The organism is Bradyrhizobium iriomotense, from assembly GCF_018130765.1.
GTDB lineage: Bacteria > Pseudomonadota > Alphaproteobacteria > Rhizobiales > Xanthobacteraceae > Bradyrhizobium > Bradyrhizobium iriomotense_A.
Genome location: NZ_JAFCJZ010000015.1, coordinates 156318 through 173789, shown reverse-complemented (window position 1 = coordinate 173789; position 17472 = coordinate 156318). Strand labels below are relative to the sequence as shown.

16 protein-coding genes are annotated in these 17472 nt (G+C 65.1%); 9 read left to right on the top strand and 7 right to left on the bottom strand.

What is annotated here, in order from left to right; all coding sequences use genetic code 11:
• Nucleotides 1–210 precede the first annotated feature (210 nt).
• From JQ635_RS24910 to JQ635_RS24900, 3 genes are all read left to right on the top strand, one after another.
• Nucleotides 211–429: a hypothetical protein gene (locus JQ635_RS24910; protein ID WP_211412418.1), complete on the top strand. Its 219-nt coding sequence runs from the start codon at nt 211–213 to the stop codon at nt 427–429.
• Between the two features lie 148 nt (nt 430–577).
• Nucleotides 578–1684: a cyclic nucleotide-gated ion channel gene (locus JQ635_RS24905; protein ID WP_211412417.1), complete on the top strand. Its 1107-nt coding sequence runs from the start codon at nt 578–580 to the stop codon at nt 1682–1684.
• A gap of 12 nt (nt 1685–1696) precedes the next feature.
• Entirely contained in the window at nt 1697–2482 is a 786-nt protein-coding gene (locus tag JQ635_RS24900; protein WP_211412416.1) for an enoyl-CoA hydratase/isomerase family protein, read from the top strand.
• On the opposite strand, the gene JQ635_RS24895 is transcribed toward JQ635_RS24900, so the two are convergent.
• Together JQ635_RS24895 and JQ635_RS24890 are read right to left on the bottom strand one after the other, a co-directional pair.
• Nucleotides 2483–2917 (bottom strand): DUF6157 family protein, encoded by a 435-nt coding sequence (locus tag JQ635_RS24895; RefSeq protein WP_211412415.1) that lies wholly within the window; start codon nt 2915–2917, stop codon nt 2483–2485.
• Nucleotides 2914–3576, bottom strand: coding sequence for a glutathione S-transferase family protein (locus JQ635_RS24890; protein WP_211412414.1), 663 nt, complete (start codon nt 3574–3576; stop codon nt 2914–2916). The genes JQ635_RS24895 and JQ635_RS24890 overlap by 4 nt, the downstream gene beginning before the upstream one ends.
• Nucleotides 3577–3662: 86 nt before the next feature.
• Between JQ635_RS24890 and JQ635_RS24885 the strand changes: the two genes are divergently transcribed.
• A complete protein-coding gene (locus JQ635_RS24885; RefSeq protein ID WP_211412413.1) occupies nt 3663–4643 on the top strand; it encodes a helix-turn-helix transcriptional regulator in 981 nt (326 codons plus the stop codon).
• Between the two features lie 137 nt (nt 4644–4780).
• Nucleotides 4781–5026 carry a hypothetical protein gene (locus tag JQ635_RS24880; RefSeq protein ID WP_026312047.1) on the top strand — a complete coding sequence of 82 codons (246 nt, stop codon included), beginning with the start codon at nt 4781–4783 and terminating at the stop codon, nt 5024–5026.
• Between the two features lie 56 nt (nt 5027–5082).
• On the opposite strand, the gene JQ635_RS24875 is transcribed toward JQ635_RS24880, so the two are convergent.
• The 3 genes from JQ635_RS24875 to JQ635_RS24865 all read right to left on the bottom strand — a co-directional run bounded on the left by JQ635_RS24875 (nt 5083) and on the right by JQ635_RS24865 (nt 8025).
• Nucleotides 5083–6030 carry a fatty acid desaturase gene (locus JQ635_RS24875; RefSeq protein WP_211412412.1) on the bottom strand — a complete coding sequence of 316 codons (948 nt, stop codon included), beginning with the start codon at nt 6028–6030 and terminating at the stop codon, nt 5083–5085.
• A gap of 15 nt (nt 6031–6045) precedes the next feature.
• A complete protein-coding gene (locus JQ635_RS24870; RefSeq protein WP_211412465.1) occupies nt 6046–7062 on the bottom strand; it encodes an alpha/beta fold hydrolase in 1017 nt (338 codons plus the stop codon).
• A 159-nt stretch (nt 7063–7221) separates the two neighbouring features.
• A complete protein-coding gene (locus tag JQ635_RS24865) occupies nt 7222–8025 on the bottom strand; it encodes an MBL fold metallo-hydrolase (protein WP_211412411.1) in 804 nt (267 codons plus the stop codon).
• 438 nt (nt 8026–8463) lie between these two features.
• Between JQ635_RS24865 and JQ635_RS24860 the strand changes: the two genes are divergently transcribed.
• Nucleotides 8464–9414: an AraC family transcriptional regulator gene (locus tag JQ635_RS24860; protein WP_211412410.1), complete on the top strand. Its 951-nt coding sequence runs from the start codon at nt 8464–8466 to the stop codon at nt 9412–9414.
• Nucleotides 9415–9561: 147 nt separating this feature from the next.
• Here the strand turns inward: JQ635_RS24860 and JQ635_RS24855 are convergent, their stop codons facing one another.
• Entirely contained in the window at nt 9562–11175 is a 1614-nt protein-coding gene (locus tag JQ635_RS24855) for an acyl-CoA synthetase (protein ID WP_211412409.1), read from the bottom strand.
• 69 nt (nt 11176–11244) lie between these two features.
• On the bottom strand, nt 11245–12012 hold the full coding sequence (locus tag JQ635_RS24850; protein ID WP_211412408.1) for a FadR/GntR family transcriptional regulator: 768 nt from the start codon (nt 12010–12012) through the stop codon (nt 11245–11247).
• A gap of 166 nt (nt 12013–12178) precedes the next feature.
• On the opposite strand from JQ635_RS24850, the gene JQ635_RS24845 reads away from it, so the two are divergent.
• The 3 genes from JQ635_RS24845 to rbbA all read left to right on the top strand — a co-directional run bounded on the left by JQ635_RS24845 (nt 12179) and on the right by rbbA (nt 17471).
• Entirely contained in the window at nt 12179–13384 is a 1206-nt protein-coding gene (locus JQ635_RS24845) for an ABC transporter substrate-binding protein (RefSeq protein WP_211412407.1), read from the top strand.
• Between the two features lie 248 nt (nt 13385–13632).
• Nucleotides 13633–14700: an HlyD family secretion protein gene (locus JQ635_RS24840; RefSeq protein WP_211412406.1), complete on the top strand. Its 1068-nt coding sequence runs from the start codon at nt 13633–13635 to the stop codon at nt 14698–14700.
• Complete coding sequence (gene rbbA / locus JQ635_RS24835; RefSeq protein WP_211412405.1) at nt 14697–17471, top strand: ribosome-associated ATPase/putative transporter RbbA; 2775 nt, start codon at nt 14697–14699, stop codon at nt 17469–17471. The genes JQ635_RS24840 and rbbA overlap by 4 nt, the downstream gene beginning before the upstream one ends.
• Nucleotide 17472 lies beyond the last annotated feature (1 nt).

The following is a 17472-nucleotide window of genomic DNA, read 5'->3' as shown; positions in this document are numbered from 1 at the left end:
CGAAGGCGTTGCAGCGCCAAGCCGGGACCCAGGAAGCCGCACCGTGCGCTGCTGCATGGGCCCCGGCTCTGCAGCGCATCACTGCGTGTTGCGCTGCGTCCGGGGCACGAGACTGCTGGCGAGCGCCGCCCCGCTCGATCAACGGCCGGCCGCCTGGAACCGGTCCGATCCACAACCTTTGGTTACCTGATGCAACCGGAGACACGCACCATGCGTATGCTCCTCATGATCTTCCTTCTGGGAATGCTGGCGGCGGTGGGCTATTTCGCTTATTCCGCGATGGCGGTCGAAGGTGACCCGATCCCGACGGAAGGCTATGTGGCCCTCGCCCTGGGGGCCGGATTCTCCGTCATCGTCGGCATCGGCCTGATGGTCCTGCTGTTCTTCAGCAGCCGCCGCGGCTACGACGAGCCACCGCATTTCAGGTAACGGCTCGGCCCGCAGCCGGCCCCCTCTCCCCCGATTCGACGATGCTGCAGCGCGCGCGGCCGTCGTTGACGGCCCCGACACGGGCGGGCACTTTGGCGCCGCGGTCCCAGCCGGGCCCGCAAGAACCAAGACCGAGCCGCCTTCCCGCATGTCCAAGCCGCTGATCTCCGCTCTGGCCCAGTTTGCGGCCGCCACAGCCGGCCGCAACATGACCAAGGCGGCCTATGTGGCCGTCGGCGTCGGCATACTCAGCATGGTGCTGCTGACGGACAACCGGGCCAATGAGGCGAGCGGCTGGGTCACCGGCCTGCTCTGGGCCTGTCTCGTCTATTTCGTGTTCGAATGGCTGGTCCGGCTGCGCCACATGGCGCGAACGGGGCGCCTTGCGCTTTACATGTCCTCCTCCGCCGGTATCGTCGACGCGATTGGGGCGCTGGCCGTGCCGGCCGCGCTGGTTCTCGGCATCGAGCCGAAGACGGCCTGGCTGCTCAGCGTGCTCTGGGTGCTGAAGGTGGTGCCGGGCATTCCGGGCCTGCGACAGCTCCGCCGCGTGCTGGTGCTGGAATCGGGGCCGCTGGTCAGCGTGCTCGTGATCTTCCTGATGGTGGTCTTCCTCGCCTCGGTCGCCGAACATTTCCTGGAGCGGGATGTGCAGCCGCAAACGTTCGGCAGCGTCCCGGCGGCATTGTGGTGGGCCGTCGTAACCCTGACGACGACGGGCTATGGCGACGTCGTGCCGGTCACGCCGCTGGGTCGCATCGTGGCGGCGCTGGTGATGATCTCCGGCCTCGGCGTGTTCGGCCTCTGGACCGGTATTTTGGCGACCGGCTTTGCCGCGGAGACCCGGCGCGACAATTTCCTCAAGACCTGGGAATCGGTCAGCAAGGTGCCGTTCTTCGCGGCGCTCGGACCTGCCGCCATTGCCGACGTCACCCACATGCTGCGGACCATGGAGCTGCCGGCGCGGACCATGATCATCCGCAAGGGCGCGCAGGGCGACTGCATGTATTTCATCGCCGCCGGCGAGGTCGAGGTCGACCTGCCCGGCAAGAAGGTGCAGCTCGGCGAGGGCGCCTTCTTCGGCGAGATGGCGCTGCTCGGCAACAATTTGCGCGGCGCCAACGTCTCGACCACGAAAGTGTCGCGGCTGCTGGTGCTCGACCTCGTCGACTTCCGCGTGCTGATGGCGCGGCATCCCGATCTCGCCGAGACCATCGATGCGGAAGCAAAACGCCGCGCGCTCGAAAACAAATAAAGGGAGACAAGAATGTCGGATTCCACCGACGCGGCATCAAGCCCTGTGCTCGAAATCATGGGCGCACGCGCCACCATCCGCCTCAACCGGCCCAAACATCTCAACCGGCTCCAGGCCGAGGACCTCGGCGAGCTCGTCAAACTGTTCGACGCCGTCGAGGCCGATCCCGCCATCCGCGTGCTGGTGCTGACCGGAACGGGCCGTGCCTTCTCCGCCGGCTACGACCTCAATTCGGTCGCCGAGCGCGCGGTGAGCGCGAACGAGCAGCAGAGCGCAGGCTCCGCCTTCGAGGTGGTCGTCAACCGGCTGGAGGATCTGGGTGTCCCGACGATCTGCCGGCTCAACGGCGGCGTCTATGGCGGCTCGACCGACCTCGCGCTGGCCTGCGATTTCCGCATCGGCGTCGACACCGCCGAGATGTTCATGCCGGCGGCACGGCTCGGGCTGCATTATTACCGGAGCGGCATCAAACGCTACGTGACGCGGCTCGGCGTCGACAATGCGAAGAAGCTGTTCCTGACAGCGCAGAAGATCACCGCGCCGGAGATGCTGCGCATCGGCTATCTCACCGCCATGGTGCCGGAAGAGACGCTCGACGAGGAAGTCGACAGGCTCGCCGCAATCCTCGCCGGCAACGCGCCGCAGGCGATGGCCGGCATGAAGCGCGCGATCAACGAATTCGCCCGCGGCGAGCTCGACGAACAAGCCGCCGACCAGCGCCACCGCGACAGCATGCGCGGCGACGAGATCAAGGAAGGCATCAAGGCGTTCGCGGAGAAGCGGGCACCAAAATTCTGATCACGCCCGCTTCGACCGCATGGCGCGCACCTGCGTGAGCTTGGGATCGCGGACGAGCGCCTGGTAGCGTTTGCTGTCGATGGCATAGATCGCGATCCGGCCCTCACTATCGGCATGAACGCCCCAGCCGAAGCGCTTACCCAGGCTCGACGCCCTCATGCACGCCTGCCCCCGGGAGAAGAACGCTTCCCGGGCCGCACGCTTCTCCGCTGTCGTCGCCCTCGCATCGAGCTCGCGTCCCGGCGCAGACGTCGCGAAGATCACGTCGTCGGACGTGTATTTGTAGGGTGCCTTGGCGATCATCCCATATTGCAGGCATGCCACCGTCGGCTTTCCCGCGCGCAGCGGCGGCTCCTCGCCAGTGCACGCGGGACAGTCTTCAGCAACCCGAATAAAGGTGTTGAAGCAGTTCGTCGTATGCGCCGTCTTCGTCATCTACAACCCTGGTTCATTCCCCCGACAGCCGCAGCATGCTGCGCCGCCATCTCGGCATCCGCCGCATTGATGCGCTGGAACGCGGGACGCGAAGTCATGCGCTCGGCATAGCTAACGAATACATCTTTTTTCGGCACGATGCCGAACATGATGGTCCAGCTGAAGGCGACGCCCCACAGCACGTCCGCGGCGGTCATGCGCTCGCCGAGCAGGTACGGGCCCTTCGACAGCTGTGCCTCCAGCGCACCCAGCATGGTGTCGTAATCGGCATAGGGCGATTGCGTGATCGGGGCCGGCTCGCGCTGCATGAACTTGTCGATCAAGGCCGGCTCGAAGGAAGAGCCGTAATAGGCGATCCAGCGCAGATAAGGACCGCGCAGCGGATCGTTCAACGCCGGCGTCAACCCGGCCTGCGGAAACAGATCGGCGAGAAAGATGGTGATCGCGACCTGCTCGGTCACCAGCGCTTCGCCGTGGCGGACCGCCGGCACCTTGCCGAGCGGATTGACGGCGAGATAGGCGGCCTGGCGCTGCTCGCCGGCCTTCATGTTGAGAACATGGAGATCGTAAGGCGCCCCCAGTTCTTCCAGCAGCACCCGCGTGCCGGTGGCCCGGCTTTGCGGCGAATAATACAGGGTGATGCGGTTCGGATCGGTCATGGCAAATCTCCATCTGGCCAGTCGGCGAGGCGCATCTTGTAGCGGCCCATACCTGACATCCTGTGTCAGGTATGGTTTAAGGGATCATGCGCGCGAGCCGGATGCTGTCGATCCTCACCACCCTTCAGGCCAGGGGGCAGGTCACCGCGCCCGAGCTCGCGGAAACCTGCGAAGTGTCGGTGCGCACGATCTATCGCGACATCGACGCGCTCGCGGCCTCCGGCGTTCCTGTCTATGCCGACCGCGGCCCGGAGGGCGGCTATCGCCTGCTTGACGGCTATCGCGTCCGGCTGAACGGCCTGTCGCAGAACGAGGCGGAAGCGCTGTTCCTTGCGGGGCTTCCCGGCCCAGCGGCGGCGCTGGGGCTGGACGCGGCAATGATCGCCGCGCAGAACAAGCTGATGGCGGCGCTGCCCGCCAATCTGCGCGAAGACGCCGGGCGCATGCAGGAGCGTTTTCACCTGGACGCACCGGGCTGGTTCGGCGAGACGGAAGAACCAAAACATCTGCGCACCATCGCTGGCGCCACTCTGCGCGGGGCATTGATAAAAATCCGCTACCGGAGCTGGCGCGCGGAGAAGCAGCGCCGTGTCGCTCCGCTCGGTCTCGTGCTGAAGGGCGGCAGCTGGTATCTCGCCGGCCAAGTCGACGGCAGCGTGCGGACCTATCGCGTCGCGCGCGTGCTCGACTGTTCCGCGCTCGACGACCGCTTCGCTCGTCCCGCCGATTTCGATCTCGCCGCCTACTGGCAGGCTGCGACACTTCGCCTCGAAGCGGAGATGCATCCCAATGTCGCGGTCGTCCGGCTGTCGCCGTTCGGCGTCAAGCTGCTGGACGCGTTGAGCCAGCCTTACGTCAAGGCGCGCACGGAGATCGAAGAGACCACTGACGCCGACGGCTGGCGCATCGCGCGGGTGCCGACCGGCAAGACGTCCTGGCATGCCGCAGCCGAATTGCTGCGGCTCGGCCCCGAGGCCGAAGTGCTGGAGCCGGCCGATCTCCGCGAGAAGATGGCCGAGATGACCCGTGCCATGGCCGCGCGCTATGGCGCGGCGCGGAAAGCCTGACCGCGGCGCACTTTCCCGCGGCCGACGAAACAATCCTGAAACACGATTCTCAGACCACGCCGTGAACGCATTCGCGGCTCAGGCCGACCGAGATGCAGGGACACAACAACGGCCTCGCGCCAAACTGGAGAATGAAGATGTTTCGTAAGCTTGCTCTTGGTCTGATCGCCGCCGGCTCGCTCGGCGCCGCTGCTCTCGCGCCCACCGCCGCTTCGGCTCACGGCTTCCATCATCACTGGGGTCACGGCTGGGGCCCGGGCTATGGCTTCGGCGGCATCTACGTCAACACCGGCGTCAGCAACTGCTACCAGGAGCGCGTCGTCCAGACCCGTCACGGCCTGCGCGTCCGCGTCGTGAATGTCTGCGCCTACGGGATCTACTGATATCTCGCCTTCACGACAAAGCTCCGGTCGCATCGCGGCCGGAGTTTTGCGTTTGGCTAGCTACCCTGCCGCTGCCGGCGAAACCAGGCCCAGGTCTCGCGCGTCGTCCTGATGTAGCCGCGCCCGCGATAAACGATCTCACCGTCGACGATCTCGTTCAGCTTCGGCAGGGCGTGAAAGGGAATCGAGGGATAGGCGTGATGCTCGACATGGTAGGGCATGTTCCACGCGAACCATTTGACGATGGCACCGGTAGAGGTGGTGCGGGTGTTCTGAAAGGCGCTGCGGGTGCGGTCGCAGCCGGTGTGCTCGGCATAGAGATAGGGCCGCAGGAAGAACTGCCCGATCACAAGCGGCACGATCCAGACCCAGAGCAGCAGCGCTGAGGCGAACCACAGCGACAGCGCAAGCAGCAATGCATAGAGTGCGACATAGGCGCGCGCCTCGCGCACGATGGTGCCGCGCTTGTTCCCGGGAATCCAGGGCACGACGACCTTGCCGGTGACGGCGTGGCCGAGCATCAGCCGCAGGCGGCCGGCGACCTGGAGCAGGCCACTATAGGCGATCGCGAGTTGGGTGTCCGAGGCCGGCTTCACGCCGACGATCAGCTCGGGGTCCTTCTCCGGATCCTGGGTGTAGCGGTGATGGTCCCAGTGGAACAGACAGTAATATTCGTAGGGCAATCCGATGATGAAGGCCGAGAGATAGCCGACCACGAGATTGAGGCCGCGGCTCCTGAACGCGGTCTTGTGCGCGGTCTCGTGCACCGCCATGAACAGGAAGGCGACGACATAGCCCTGCACTGCTATCAGCGGCAGCGCCCAGAGCACGCCGTAGCGCGAGGTCACCATCCAGATCAGAGTGCCGACCAGCGCGATCACGCCGTAATGACCGAGGCTCTGTGCCGCGCCCCTGAGGTTCGAGCGCGCTGACAATTCGCGCAGCATGGCCGGGCTCAGCGGCTTCAGGCGATGGCCGGGCTCGGAAACGGTCGCGTCGGTCATGAGCGGATGCCTGTCTTACTTGGCGAGGAGCGCTGCGATCTCGGCCTTGATGAAGGCCTGGTCGCGCGGGTTGTTGACGGGATTACCGGCACGATGGCCGTGCAGCGAAGGGATCGGATGCAGCACGGCTGACTTTGCATTGACCAGCTTTCCGAGCTCGTCCTCGTTGTCGCGGACGTCGAAATAGCGATCGGTCGCGCCCGGCAACAGCAGCATATGCGCACGTATCGCAGCGAGCGCGCGATCGAGATCGCCGCCGAAGGCCGTGCACTGGCTGATATCGCCGCACTGCCAGATGCCGACCTGAGCCAGGAGATCGTTGGCATCGCGCCGCGCGAAGGTCGCGTCCCATGCGCGGACGAGATAATCCTCCAGCGAGGTGAATCCGGCCTCGCGCCAGAGCTCGTCGCGATAGAAGCCGTGCGACATCGCCCATCCGGCATAGACGCGCCCCATAGCGCGATAGCCGGCGACGGGCCTTTCGACGAAGCGGCCGTCCCGAAAAGCGGGATCGCCTGTCAGCGCCGCCTTCACGCTTTCGAGGAAGACGTGGTTATAGGGCGAACAGCGCGCGCTGCCGCAGACGACCGCGGCGCGCTCGACCATATCAGGATGCAGCGCCGCCCAGTGATAGGCCTGCATGCCGCCCATCGACCAGCCATAGACCAGCGCAAGTCTTGTAATGCCGAAGCGCTCGGTGAGAAGGCGATGCTGGACGGCGATCGCATCGTGATAGGTGACCATCGGGAACGACGCGGCGGAGTTCGACGGCGAGGACGACAGGCCGTTGCCGAACAGGTTGGGGATGACGATGAAATAACGCGTGGAGTCGAGCACGCCGTTGGGCCCGATCAGCCACTCGGTGTCGACATGCTGCGCGCTGAACGAGGTCGGATAGAGGATGACGTTGTCCCTGGCCGGACTCAGCGTGCCGTAGGTCTTGTAGGCGAGCTGCGTCTTCGGAAAGACGGCGCCGGACTGGAGCGCGACGTCGCCGGCCTCGAAGATCTCGTAGTCGCGCTCAGCCATGATGCGTCCACCCCTCGCTCGCGCGGCCTCACAACGCGCCGCGGCAATGGCGATGCATCGATCATGCCGGGCTGCAGCGCGCCGTTGCGCCACACTCAATAACTGTACGTTTAGTACATTTATTGCCGACCGGCAAGATAAATCCGATCGCGGCGCCGGGTCTCAGGCGATGGCCACGATATATCGCGCCACCGATGCCGCGAAGGCGGCCTTGGCACCGCTGGCGATGTTGCGTCCCCACCAGGCGCCATAGATGCGATCGAAGGCGAGCGGCTCGACGGCGCCAGCGATCCGCCTCACGGCGGCTGCGTTGAGCGGCATGTAGTTCGGATAGGAGTACATGAAGCTGACGAAGCGGCGGTCCATGGTCACCTGCGCGATATCGCCGGTGAGCAGCGCGCCCCCGCCGTCCGCGCCGCGTGCCCAGTGCAGCATGGTGGCGCCGGCGAAATGGCCGCCGGTGCGCAGCAGCAGCAAATCGTCGGAGATGCGGTGCTGATCGCCGGTCCAGTGCACGATCGATGGATGCGGACGCGTCACCCATTGGCGATCATCGGCATGCAGGTAGACCGGCACACCTCCGAAGGCCTCGCTCCAGTCGGCGAGCGCGCCATAATAATGCGGGTGCGAGATCGCGATCGCCTTCAACCCTCCGAGCGAGCGGACATGCGCGATCGCCTCCGGCGTCGCCAGCGGCACGCAGTCCCACATCATGCATCCCTCCGCCAGCGGCACCAGCAGCGCACGCTGGCCGATGGCAAAACTCGGCTCGAGCCCGAGACCGGTGAGGCCCAGATCGTCGCGCCAGACCACGCGGTGACGTTCCGCCAGCGCCTCGCGCGTCAGGAAGGTCTGTCCCTTCCAGTTCACGAATTGCCGTTCGTCCTCACAGATCGGGCAGGACGCAGGCGGACGTCCGCTCTCCGAAAATTGCGCGCCGCAGGTTTCGCAGGTCCAGAGGGACATGGTCAGGATCCGAAAAAGGACGGAACGACGTGATGCAACATCGTCCCGCCGACGTGAGAAACGAGGAACCAACGCTGTCAGCAGGTTACGTTCTGGTCCATGCCGGCGCAATCGGCCGGCCATCACGATCAGCTTTGCACGAGACCACGGCCCGACCTTCCTGCTGCTCGGCAGCTTTGGTCTTGCGTCATCGGCACTGTGGCTGGCGTTCGGAGCGGCCGTGAAGAAGCATTGAGACCAATCGCCGCGGGAAATCTTGGCACAATTTGCTCGTGCAATCCGAGCAAATAGCTGACTGCGGCACCTGGTCACGGCCTCAACGCGCCATTGCGAGTGGCTTATCACGCAATCCGGCGCTTTTCTCGTTGCGACGCCCTGGCCCGGCGGCGAGGATACTGGCTGCAGCAAATCGCCCAGCGAACGACTTCCACTCGACCGATGACCCAGCCGCAACTCTCATTCGATGGCGACCCCAACGGTCCAGCCTACGAAATGTGGCGCGAGCAGTTTTGCCGTCAGGTGGCGAACGTCGATTTCGTGCCGGTCGGCGAAGGGCGCGTCCACCGGACCATTGCGCCGGCCATCCTTCCCCGCCTCAGACTCTCAGCCTCGTTCGGCACACCGGTGTCGTTCGTGTCGTTGGGGACCAACGACGAACTGGTGATCTCGCTGTCGCCCAATTCGGCGTTGAGCGGGGCCATGGGAAACAGGACGCTGGAGATCGCCGCAGGCGACATCACCATCGGCGATCCCTCGATCAAGGGCGCCCGCATCACCCAGACGGCCCACGGCAATTTCAAGACCGCGCTGCTGCCGCGAAAGACGCTGCTGCGCGCGTGTCCGAACGCCGAGGATCTGATCGCGCGGCCGATCGCCGGCGCCAGCCCCATCGCATCGATGTTCCTGCGATATTACGACCTCGCGCATGCGCATGCCGACAAGCTCGCTCCCGCGGAGCTCGATGCGGTCTCGCAGCACCTGTTCGACCTCTCCGTGCTGATGATCGGGGCGCGCGGCGATGTCGCCGAGGAGGCGCGACTGCGCGGCCTTGCGGCAGCGCGTTTCGAAGCCATCAAGGCCGACATTCTGGCGCAGTTGGACCGCGCCGCAATGTCGCTGTCCGACCTTGCGGCTACGCACCGCATCAGCCCGCGCACGATCCAGTTGCTGTTCGAGAAGGCCGGCATCACCTATAGCGGCTTCGTGCTCGAGCAACGTCTGCTGCGCGCCGAGCGGCTGCTTCGGAATCCGGGCCTGCGCTCGCGCAAGATCATCGAGATCGCGCATCTCGCGGGATTTCACGACGTCTCCTACTTCCATCGCGCGTTTCGCCGTCGCTTCGGAGCGACGCCCGACGATGTCAGGAAGCTGGCCGGCGAGGCCGATTAAAGCATGATCCGGACCCGAAGGGCCGCGCTAGCGCAAAGTGCGAAGCGGTTTTCCGGAAAGATCATGCGTAAACAACAACCTGAAGCGCGATGACGATTCATCCAAATCTCATCGCGCTTTAAGCGGGCTCCGCCGGGGCGGCCCCTGCTATGTCCCAAAGCTCTTCTGGACCGCCTTGTCGAGCGTCTCACCGCCGACGAAGCGCTGGCGCAGCTCGCGCTTGAGCAGCTTGCCGCTCGGATTCTTCGGCAGGGCATCCACGAAGATCACGCGCTTGGGCACCTTGAAATGCGCCATGTGGCCGGCGCAATGCCTGATGACGGTTTCCTCGTCGAGCTTCTCGCCGGTCTTGACCACGACGATGGCGGTGACCGCCTCGATCCAGCGCGGGTCGGGCAGGCCGACCACGGCGACCTCGGAAACCCCTGGAATGCGATAGACCATCTCCTCGACCTCGCGGCTCGCGACATTCTCGCCGCCGGTCTTGATCATGTCCTTGACGCGATCGACCACGGTGATGTGGCCCTCGTCATCGACGGTGGCGAGATCGCCGGAGTGAAACCAGCCGCCGCTGAACGCCGCCGCAGTCTTCACGGGATCGTTGTAATAGCCGGACAAGAGATGCGGCGAGCGATGCACGATCTCGCCGACTTCACCGACCTTGACGTCCTCCATCGCCGTGTTGACGACGCGCGTCTCGACATTGAGCACCGGCTTGCCGGCCGAGCCCGCCTTGCGCAGCTGATCCTCGGGACGCAGCACGGTCGCCAGCGGCGCGATCTCGGTCTGGCCGTAGAAATTCCAGAATTTTACGGCGGGCAGGCGGCGCTGAAGTTCGAGCAGGACCTCCACCGGCATGATCGAGGCGCCGTAATAGCCCTTCTGCAGCGTCGACAGGTCGGTCTTGTCGAAGTTCGGCGAGCGCAGCATCGCGATCCAGATCGTCGGCGGCGCGAAGAAGGACGTGATCCTGTGCGCCTGGATCAGCGCCAGGATGTTGTCGGCGGTCGGCTTGCCCGTGATGACGCCGGAGGCGCCGAGATAGATTTGCGGCCCGAGGAAGACGTCGAGCTGCGCACAGTGATAGAGCGGCAGCGCATGCAGGAACTTGTCCTCCGCGCTCATGCCACCGTCGATGACGCAGCTGACATACTGCCACATCACGGCTTCATGGGTCAGCATCGCGCCCTTGGGCAGGGACTCCGTGCCGCTGGTGTAGACGATCTGCGCGAGATCGCGGCTGTCCACCGATGCTTCCAGGAACGAGCCGTCGGGATCAAGCAGATCGTCGAAGGTGGTGAGGCCGGCCGGAGCCGTGGCGGGATCTTCGCCCGGCAGCCAGATCATCTTCTCGACCGCGCAATCCTTCGCGCTTGCCGCCTTCGCGGGCTCGACGAAGTCAGGCCCGGTCGCGAGCAGCTTTGCGCCAGAACTCTTCAAGATGAAATTGATCTCATCCGGATTGAGCATGAAGTTGATCGGCACCAGCACCGCGCCGATCCGCGCCACCGCGAAGCGCAGCGCCGCGAAGGCGTGCGAGTTGCGCGAGAGCACCGCGAGGCGGTCGCCCTTCCTGACGCCGAGTCCCAGCAGGCCGCGCCCGAGCCGGTTGCAGATCGCGTCCATCTCGGCAAAGGTCCAGCTGACATTGCCGCAGCTCACCGCGAGCTTGTTCGGCTCGCGGCCTGCGGAGCGGCGCAGGAGATCGCCGATCGAATGCTCGCGCGCTTTCGAGATGGTGGCTGCGGTGTCGCCGGTCATGTGTTCCTCCGTATGATGTCTTTGTTGGTAGGATTTCTTTTCTGAAATCTTGCGTCTTGTCGTGCGACGCTATCTGCGCCGGGCCGCCTGCGCGTGCTCCATGTACATGTGCTCGACGGACCGATCGAGCGAGGCGATCTTCTCGAAACCTCGCCGCCAGTCCTGCAGATGCCGGCGGGTCCACAGCACGCCGGCTTCGCGGTCGCGCCGGCGGATCGCATCGATGAGATGGCGGTGCGCGGCGACGAGGCGCGGGCCGCCTTCGGCGACGCCCGTCACGATCATCTCGGTGGTCGGGTAGAACAGTTGCGCCGCAGGCTCGCGCGCAAGCTGGAGCACGCGGTTCTGCGAGGCTTTTGCGACCAGCACATGGAATTCGGCGTCGCATTCGGCAAGCATCGCGGGATTACCAACGACTGCCTCGCTGCGCGCGAGATTGTCGGCAAGCTCGGCGACATTCTCCTCGCTCGCCCGCTCCACCGCACCCTCGATGCTGGCGACCTCCAGCGTCATCGAAGCCTCGTAGAGCTCGCGGAAGGTCACTTCGTGCAACACCAGCGCGCGGCTGAGGCGGCTCGCGAGCTTGCTATAGCGCGGCAGGCAGGCGTGCAGGCGGCGCGATGAATCGCGGCGGATCAGCCCGCCCTCCTCCAGCACGCGGATGCCCTCGCGAATGGTCGAACGGTTGACGCCGAACTGGCGGACCAGGTCGTGCTCGGTGCCGATGGGATCGCCCGGCTTGATGCGACCATTGACGATCTCGCGCTCGATGGCGTCGGCGACCTTCTGATAGGCCGGCGCGACATCGATCGGGCGGAACAGCGGCGCGACGGGCACGATAGCTCCTAATGGCGTTTGTCGGACAAACTATAGGATGGGTCCGAAAGCACGTCAAACATCATCATTTATGCCGCGGATGCAGCAAATTGACTCCTGCGGAACCTCACTCTAACTTTGTCGGACAAAAGGGGCAGAATAGTCCCGCATAAGAGGAAACGTATCCATGAGACCTATCGCAGCCCTCGTGTCTGCGGCCGGCCTGCTGTCGGCTGCCCTGATCATCCCAGCCTCGGCCCAGCAGACCCCGCTCAAGATCGGCGTGCTCTCCGACTTCTCCTCGGTCTATTCCGACATCGGCGGCATGGGGAATGTCGAGGCCACCAAGATGGCCATCGAAGATTTCGGCGGGCAGATGTTCGGCAAGCCGATCGACATGGTCTCGGCCGACGTGCTCAACAAGCCTGACGTCGCCTCCACCATCGCCCGCAAATGGTGGGAGACCGAAGGCGTCGACATGATCATCGACCTGCCGACCTCCGCCACCGCGCTCGCGGTGATGGAGTTGTCGAAGCAGTACGAGAAGATCATGATCGTGACGGACGCGGCGAGCTCCGACATCACCGGCAAATCCTGCTCACCCTATACGGCGCACTGGACCTACGACACCTATGCCAACGCCCATACCGTCGGCAGCGCCATCGTCAAGAACGGCGGCGACACCTGGTTCTTCCTCACCGCCGATTACCTGTTCGGCCATTCGGTCGAGCGCGACACCGGCGACGTCGTGAAGGCCGCCGGCGGCAAGGTGGTCGGCAGCGTCAAGCACCCGCTCAACACGGCGGACTTCTCGTCCTTCCTGCTGCAGGCGCAGGCCTCCAAGGCCAAGATCATCGGGCTCGCTAATGGCGGCGGCGACACCATCAACGCGATCAAGCAGGCCGGCGAGTTCGGCATCGTCGCCGGCGGCCAGAACCTTGCTGCGATCGTGATGTTCATCTCCGACGTGCACAGCCTGGGGCTGAAGCTCGCACAGGGGCTGATCGTCACCGAGGCCTATTATTGGGACCTCAACGACAAGACCCGCGCCTTCGGCAAACGCTTCCTCGAGCGCGTCAAGCGCATGCCGACCATGAACCAGGCCGCGACCTACAGCGCGACGCTGCACTACCTCAAGGCCGTGCAGGCCGCCGGCACCAAGGACACCAAGACGGTGATGGCCAAGATGCGCGAGCTGCCGGTGAAGGATGCCTTCACCGACAACGGCACGCTCCGCGAAGACGGCCGCATGGTGCACAGCATGTATCTGTTCCAGGTCAAGAAGCCCGAGGAATCGAAGGGCCCGTGGGATTACTACAAATTGCTCGCCGAAGTCCCTGCCGACCAGGCGTTCCGGCCGCTGAAGGATGGCGGCTGCCCGCTGCTGAAGTGAGCACGGATAATCTGGGAATCGACGACGACCCGCTCAACAAGGCTTGCCGTCCGCCTGATCGACCAAGGCGGACGGGCCATCGCGACGAGCTGCCTAAAATAGAGACAGGCACACCTCGCGCCGCCGTCTGATCTGCATCAAGTTGCGATGCAAAAATCGCTGCAATGGTGAGACCGCCCGACCGTGCAAACAGCGGTCGGGCGTTCGTGTCTCAACATGTGGGCGCCGCCACACGGCGTAATGAACAGATGAACTTCACACCGGGGCGCATCGTCGCCGCGATCGCCATCCTCGTTGCGGGCGGCGGCTACTACTACTGGCAGCACCGCGATTCCAACACGCTGCCTGCAGGCTTTTCCCGCGGCAACGGTCGCATCGAGGCGGTCGAGATCGACATCGCCACCAAGACGCCGGGCCGGATTCGCGAGATTCTGGTCAACGAAGGTGATTTCGTGCGCGCCGGCCAGGTTCTGGCGCGCATGGACACCGAGCAATTGCAGGCACAGCGCCGCCAGGCCGAAGCGCAGCTGCAGCGCGCCTCGATCAATGTCGAGACCGCGAAGAGCCTGGTGAACCAGCGCGAGGCCGAGCGCAGGGCTGCGGAGGCCGTGGTCGACCAGCGCATCGCGCAACTCGATACGACGAGCCGCAAGCTCGATCGTTCCGAGCAATTGATCAGGACGAATGCGGTGTCGCAGCAGGTGCTGGACGACGACCGCTCGACCAATGCCACTGCGAAGGCGGCGCTTGCTGCGGCCCAGGCCCAGGTTGCGGCCTCGGAAGCCGCGATCAGCTCCTCACGCGCCATGGTGATCGATGCCGGCGCCTCGGTCGACGCCGCCAAGGCCGCGATCGAAAGCATCAACGCCGACCTCAATGACAGCGTGCTGAAGGCGCCGCGCGATGGCCGCGTGCAGTATCGCGTGTCGCAGCCGGGCGAAGTGCTCGCAGCCGGCGGCCGCGTCCTCAACATGGTCGATCTCGGCGACGTCTACATGACGTTCTTCCTGCCGACGGCGGATGCCGGCCGTGTCGCGATTGGCACCGAGGTCCGGCTCGTGCTCGACGCCATCCCGCAATATGTGATCCCGGCCAAAGCCACCTTCGTCGCCGACGTCGCGCAATTCACGCCCAAGACCGTCGAGACCGAGGAGGAACGTCAGAAGCTGATGTTCCGGATCAAGGCGCATATCGCGCCGGACCTCCTGCGCCAGCACATCGAACAGGTGAAGACCGGCCTGCCCGGCATGGCCTATGTGCAGCTCGATCCGGCCGCGCAATGGCCCGACAATCTCAAGATCAAGCTGACCCGATGAGCGCGACCGCCATAGCCGACGCACCGGCTGCCGCCGGCGGCGTGGTGCATCTCGAAAACGTGGGCCTGAGCTACGGCAAGACCCGCGCGCTGGACGGCATCACCCTCGACCTCCCATCCGGCGGCATGATCGGATTGATCGGTCCCGACGGGGTCGGCAAATCCAGCCTGCTCGCGCTGATCGCCGGCGCGCGCGCGATCCAGGACGGACGCATCCACGTGCTCGGCGGCGACATGGCAAGCTCCGGCCATCGCCGCAACGTGTGCCCCGACATCGCCTATATGCCGCAGGGCCTCGGCAAGAACCTGTATCCGACGCTGTCGGTGTTCGAGAACATCGACTTCTTCGGCCGCCTGTTCGGACACGACAAGGCGGAACGAGGCCGGCGGATCGCCAGCCTCATGCGCGACACCGGGCTTGCTCCGTTCGCCGACCGGCCGGCGGCAAAGCTCTCCGGCGGGATGAAGCAGAAGGTGGGCCTGTGCTGCGCCCTGATCCACGATCCCGAGCTCCTGATCCTCGACGAGCCGACCACCGGCGTCGATCCGTTGTCGCGGCGCCAGTTCTGGGAGCTGATCGCCTCGATCCGGAGCAGCCGGCCCGGCATGAGCGTGATCGTCTCGACCGCCTATATGGAAGAGGCCGCGCAGTTCGACTTTCTCGTCGCGATGAACGCCGGTCGGGTGCTGGCGACGGGAACGCCCGCCGCGCTGCTGCGGCAGACCGGTACCGAGACACTTGACGATGCCTTCATCCATCTCTTGCCGGAGGAGGATCGCGGCAACCACACCAGCGTCGTCATTCCCCCGCGCAGCGAGGACCATGACGAGATCGCAATCGAGGCCGAGCATCTGACCCGGCGGTTCAACGACTTCGTCGCCGTCGACGACGTGAGCTTCCGCATCAGGAAGGGCGAGATCTTCGGCTTCCTCGGCTCGAACGGATGCGGCAAGACCACGACCATGAAGATGCTGACTGGTCTACTGCCCGTGAGCGGAGGCAACGCGCGGCTCTTCGGCAAGGCGATCGATGCCGGCGACATGTCCGTGCGCCGCCGCATCGGCTACATGTCACAGGGCTTCTCGCTCTATTCGGAGCTGACGGTCGCACAAAATCTGGATTTGCATGCGCGGCTGTTCGAGCTGCCGGCGGAGACCGTCGCCGCACGCATCGACGAGATGATGACCCGGTTCGATCTTTCGGACGTGACCGACGCCCTGCCCGATGCGCTGCCGCTCGGCCTCAGGCAGCGGCTGTCGCTGGCGGTCGCGATGATCCACGCGCCAGACATCCTCATCCTCGACGAGCCGACCTCCGGCGTCGACCCCGTGGCACGCGACCGCTTCTGGCAGATTCTCGCCGAGCTCTCGCGCAAGGACAACGTCACCATTTTCGTCTCGACCCATTTCATGAACGAGGCCGAGCGCTGCGACCGGGTCTCGCTGATGCATGCGGGCAAGGTGCTGACGTCGGACACGCCCGCCGCGATCGTGGCCGCACGCGGCACCGCCACGCTGGAGCAGGCCTTCATCGCCTGCCTCGAAGAGGCGATCGCCGACACCACGGATCCGGTCGGGCCGCCGGCGGCTGCATCGCCCAGCCCAACGACGGCGGCTGCCGTGCTTCCGCGCAAGCGCAGTGCGACGTTCAATCTGACCCGTATGCTCGCCTACTCCCGGCGCGAGGCGCTCGAACTGCAGCGCGATCCGATCCGCGCCACGCTGGCAATCCTCGGCAGCGTGCTATTGCTGTTCGTACTTGGCTACGGCATCAGCATGGACGTCGAGAACCTGACCTTCGCCGTGCTCGATCGCGACGACACCGCCATCAGCCGCGACTACAGCCTTCAGATCGCGGGGTCGCGCTACTTCACCGAAAAATCCCCGATCACCGACTACGCCGACCTCGACCGCCGCATGCGCGCCGGCGAGATCGGCCTTGCCATCGAATTGCCACCCGGCTTCGGCCGCGACGTCAGCCGCGGCCGCCATGTCGAGATCGGCGCCTGGGTCGACGGCGCCAACCCGACCCGCGCCGAGACGCTGCGCTCCTATGCCCAGGCCATCCATGCGACCTGGCTGGCGCAGAAGGGCCGTGAGCTCTATGGCGAGGCGGCGATCGCCGGCTCCTACCAGCTTCAGCTGCGCTACCGCTACAATCCCGACGTCAGGAGCGTCGTCGCCATGGCGCCGGGCATCATCCCGCTGCTGCTGATCATGATCCCGGCGGTGCTCGCCGCACTCGCGGTGGTGCGCGAGAAGGAGCTCGGCTCGATCGTCAATTTCTACGTGACACCGGTGACGCGGCTGGAATTCCTGCTCGGCACGCAACTGCCTTACATCGTGCTCGCATTCGGAAACTTTCTCCTCCTCGTCGGCTTCGCGCTTGTCGTGTTCGGCGTGCCCTTCACCGGCAGCTTTGCGGCCTATGCGCTCGCCGCCCTGCTCTACGTCACCGCCACGACCGGCATGGGACTGGTGATCTCGGCCTTCATGAACAGCCAGATCGCTGCGTTGTTCGGCACGGTGCTGATCACGCTGATCCCGGCCATCCAGTATTCAGGGCTGATCGACCCGGTGTCGTCGCTCCAGGGGCTGGGCGCCGTGATCGGGCGGCTCTATCCCACCACCTATTTCGTCACGATTTCGCGCGGCACCTTCTCCAAGGGCTTGGCGTTCGACACCCTGCACAATGATCTGCTGGCACTCGCCATCATGGTCCCGGTGCTAGTGACGGCCGGCGCCATGCTGCTGAAGAAACAGGCTCGCTGAC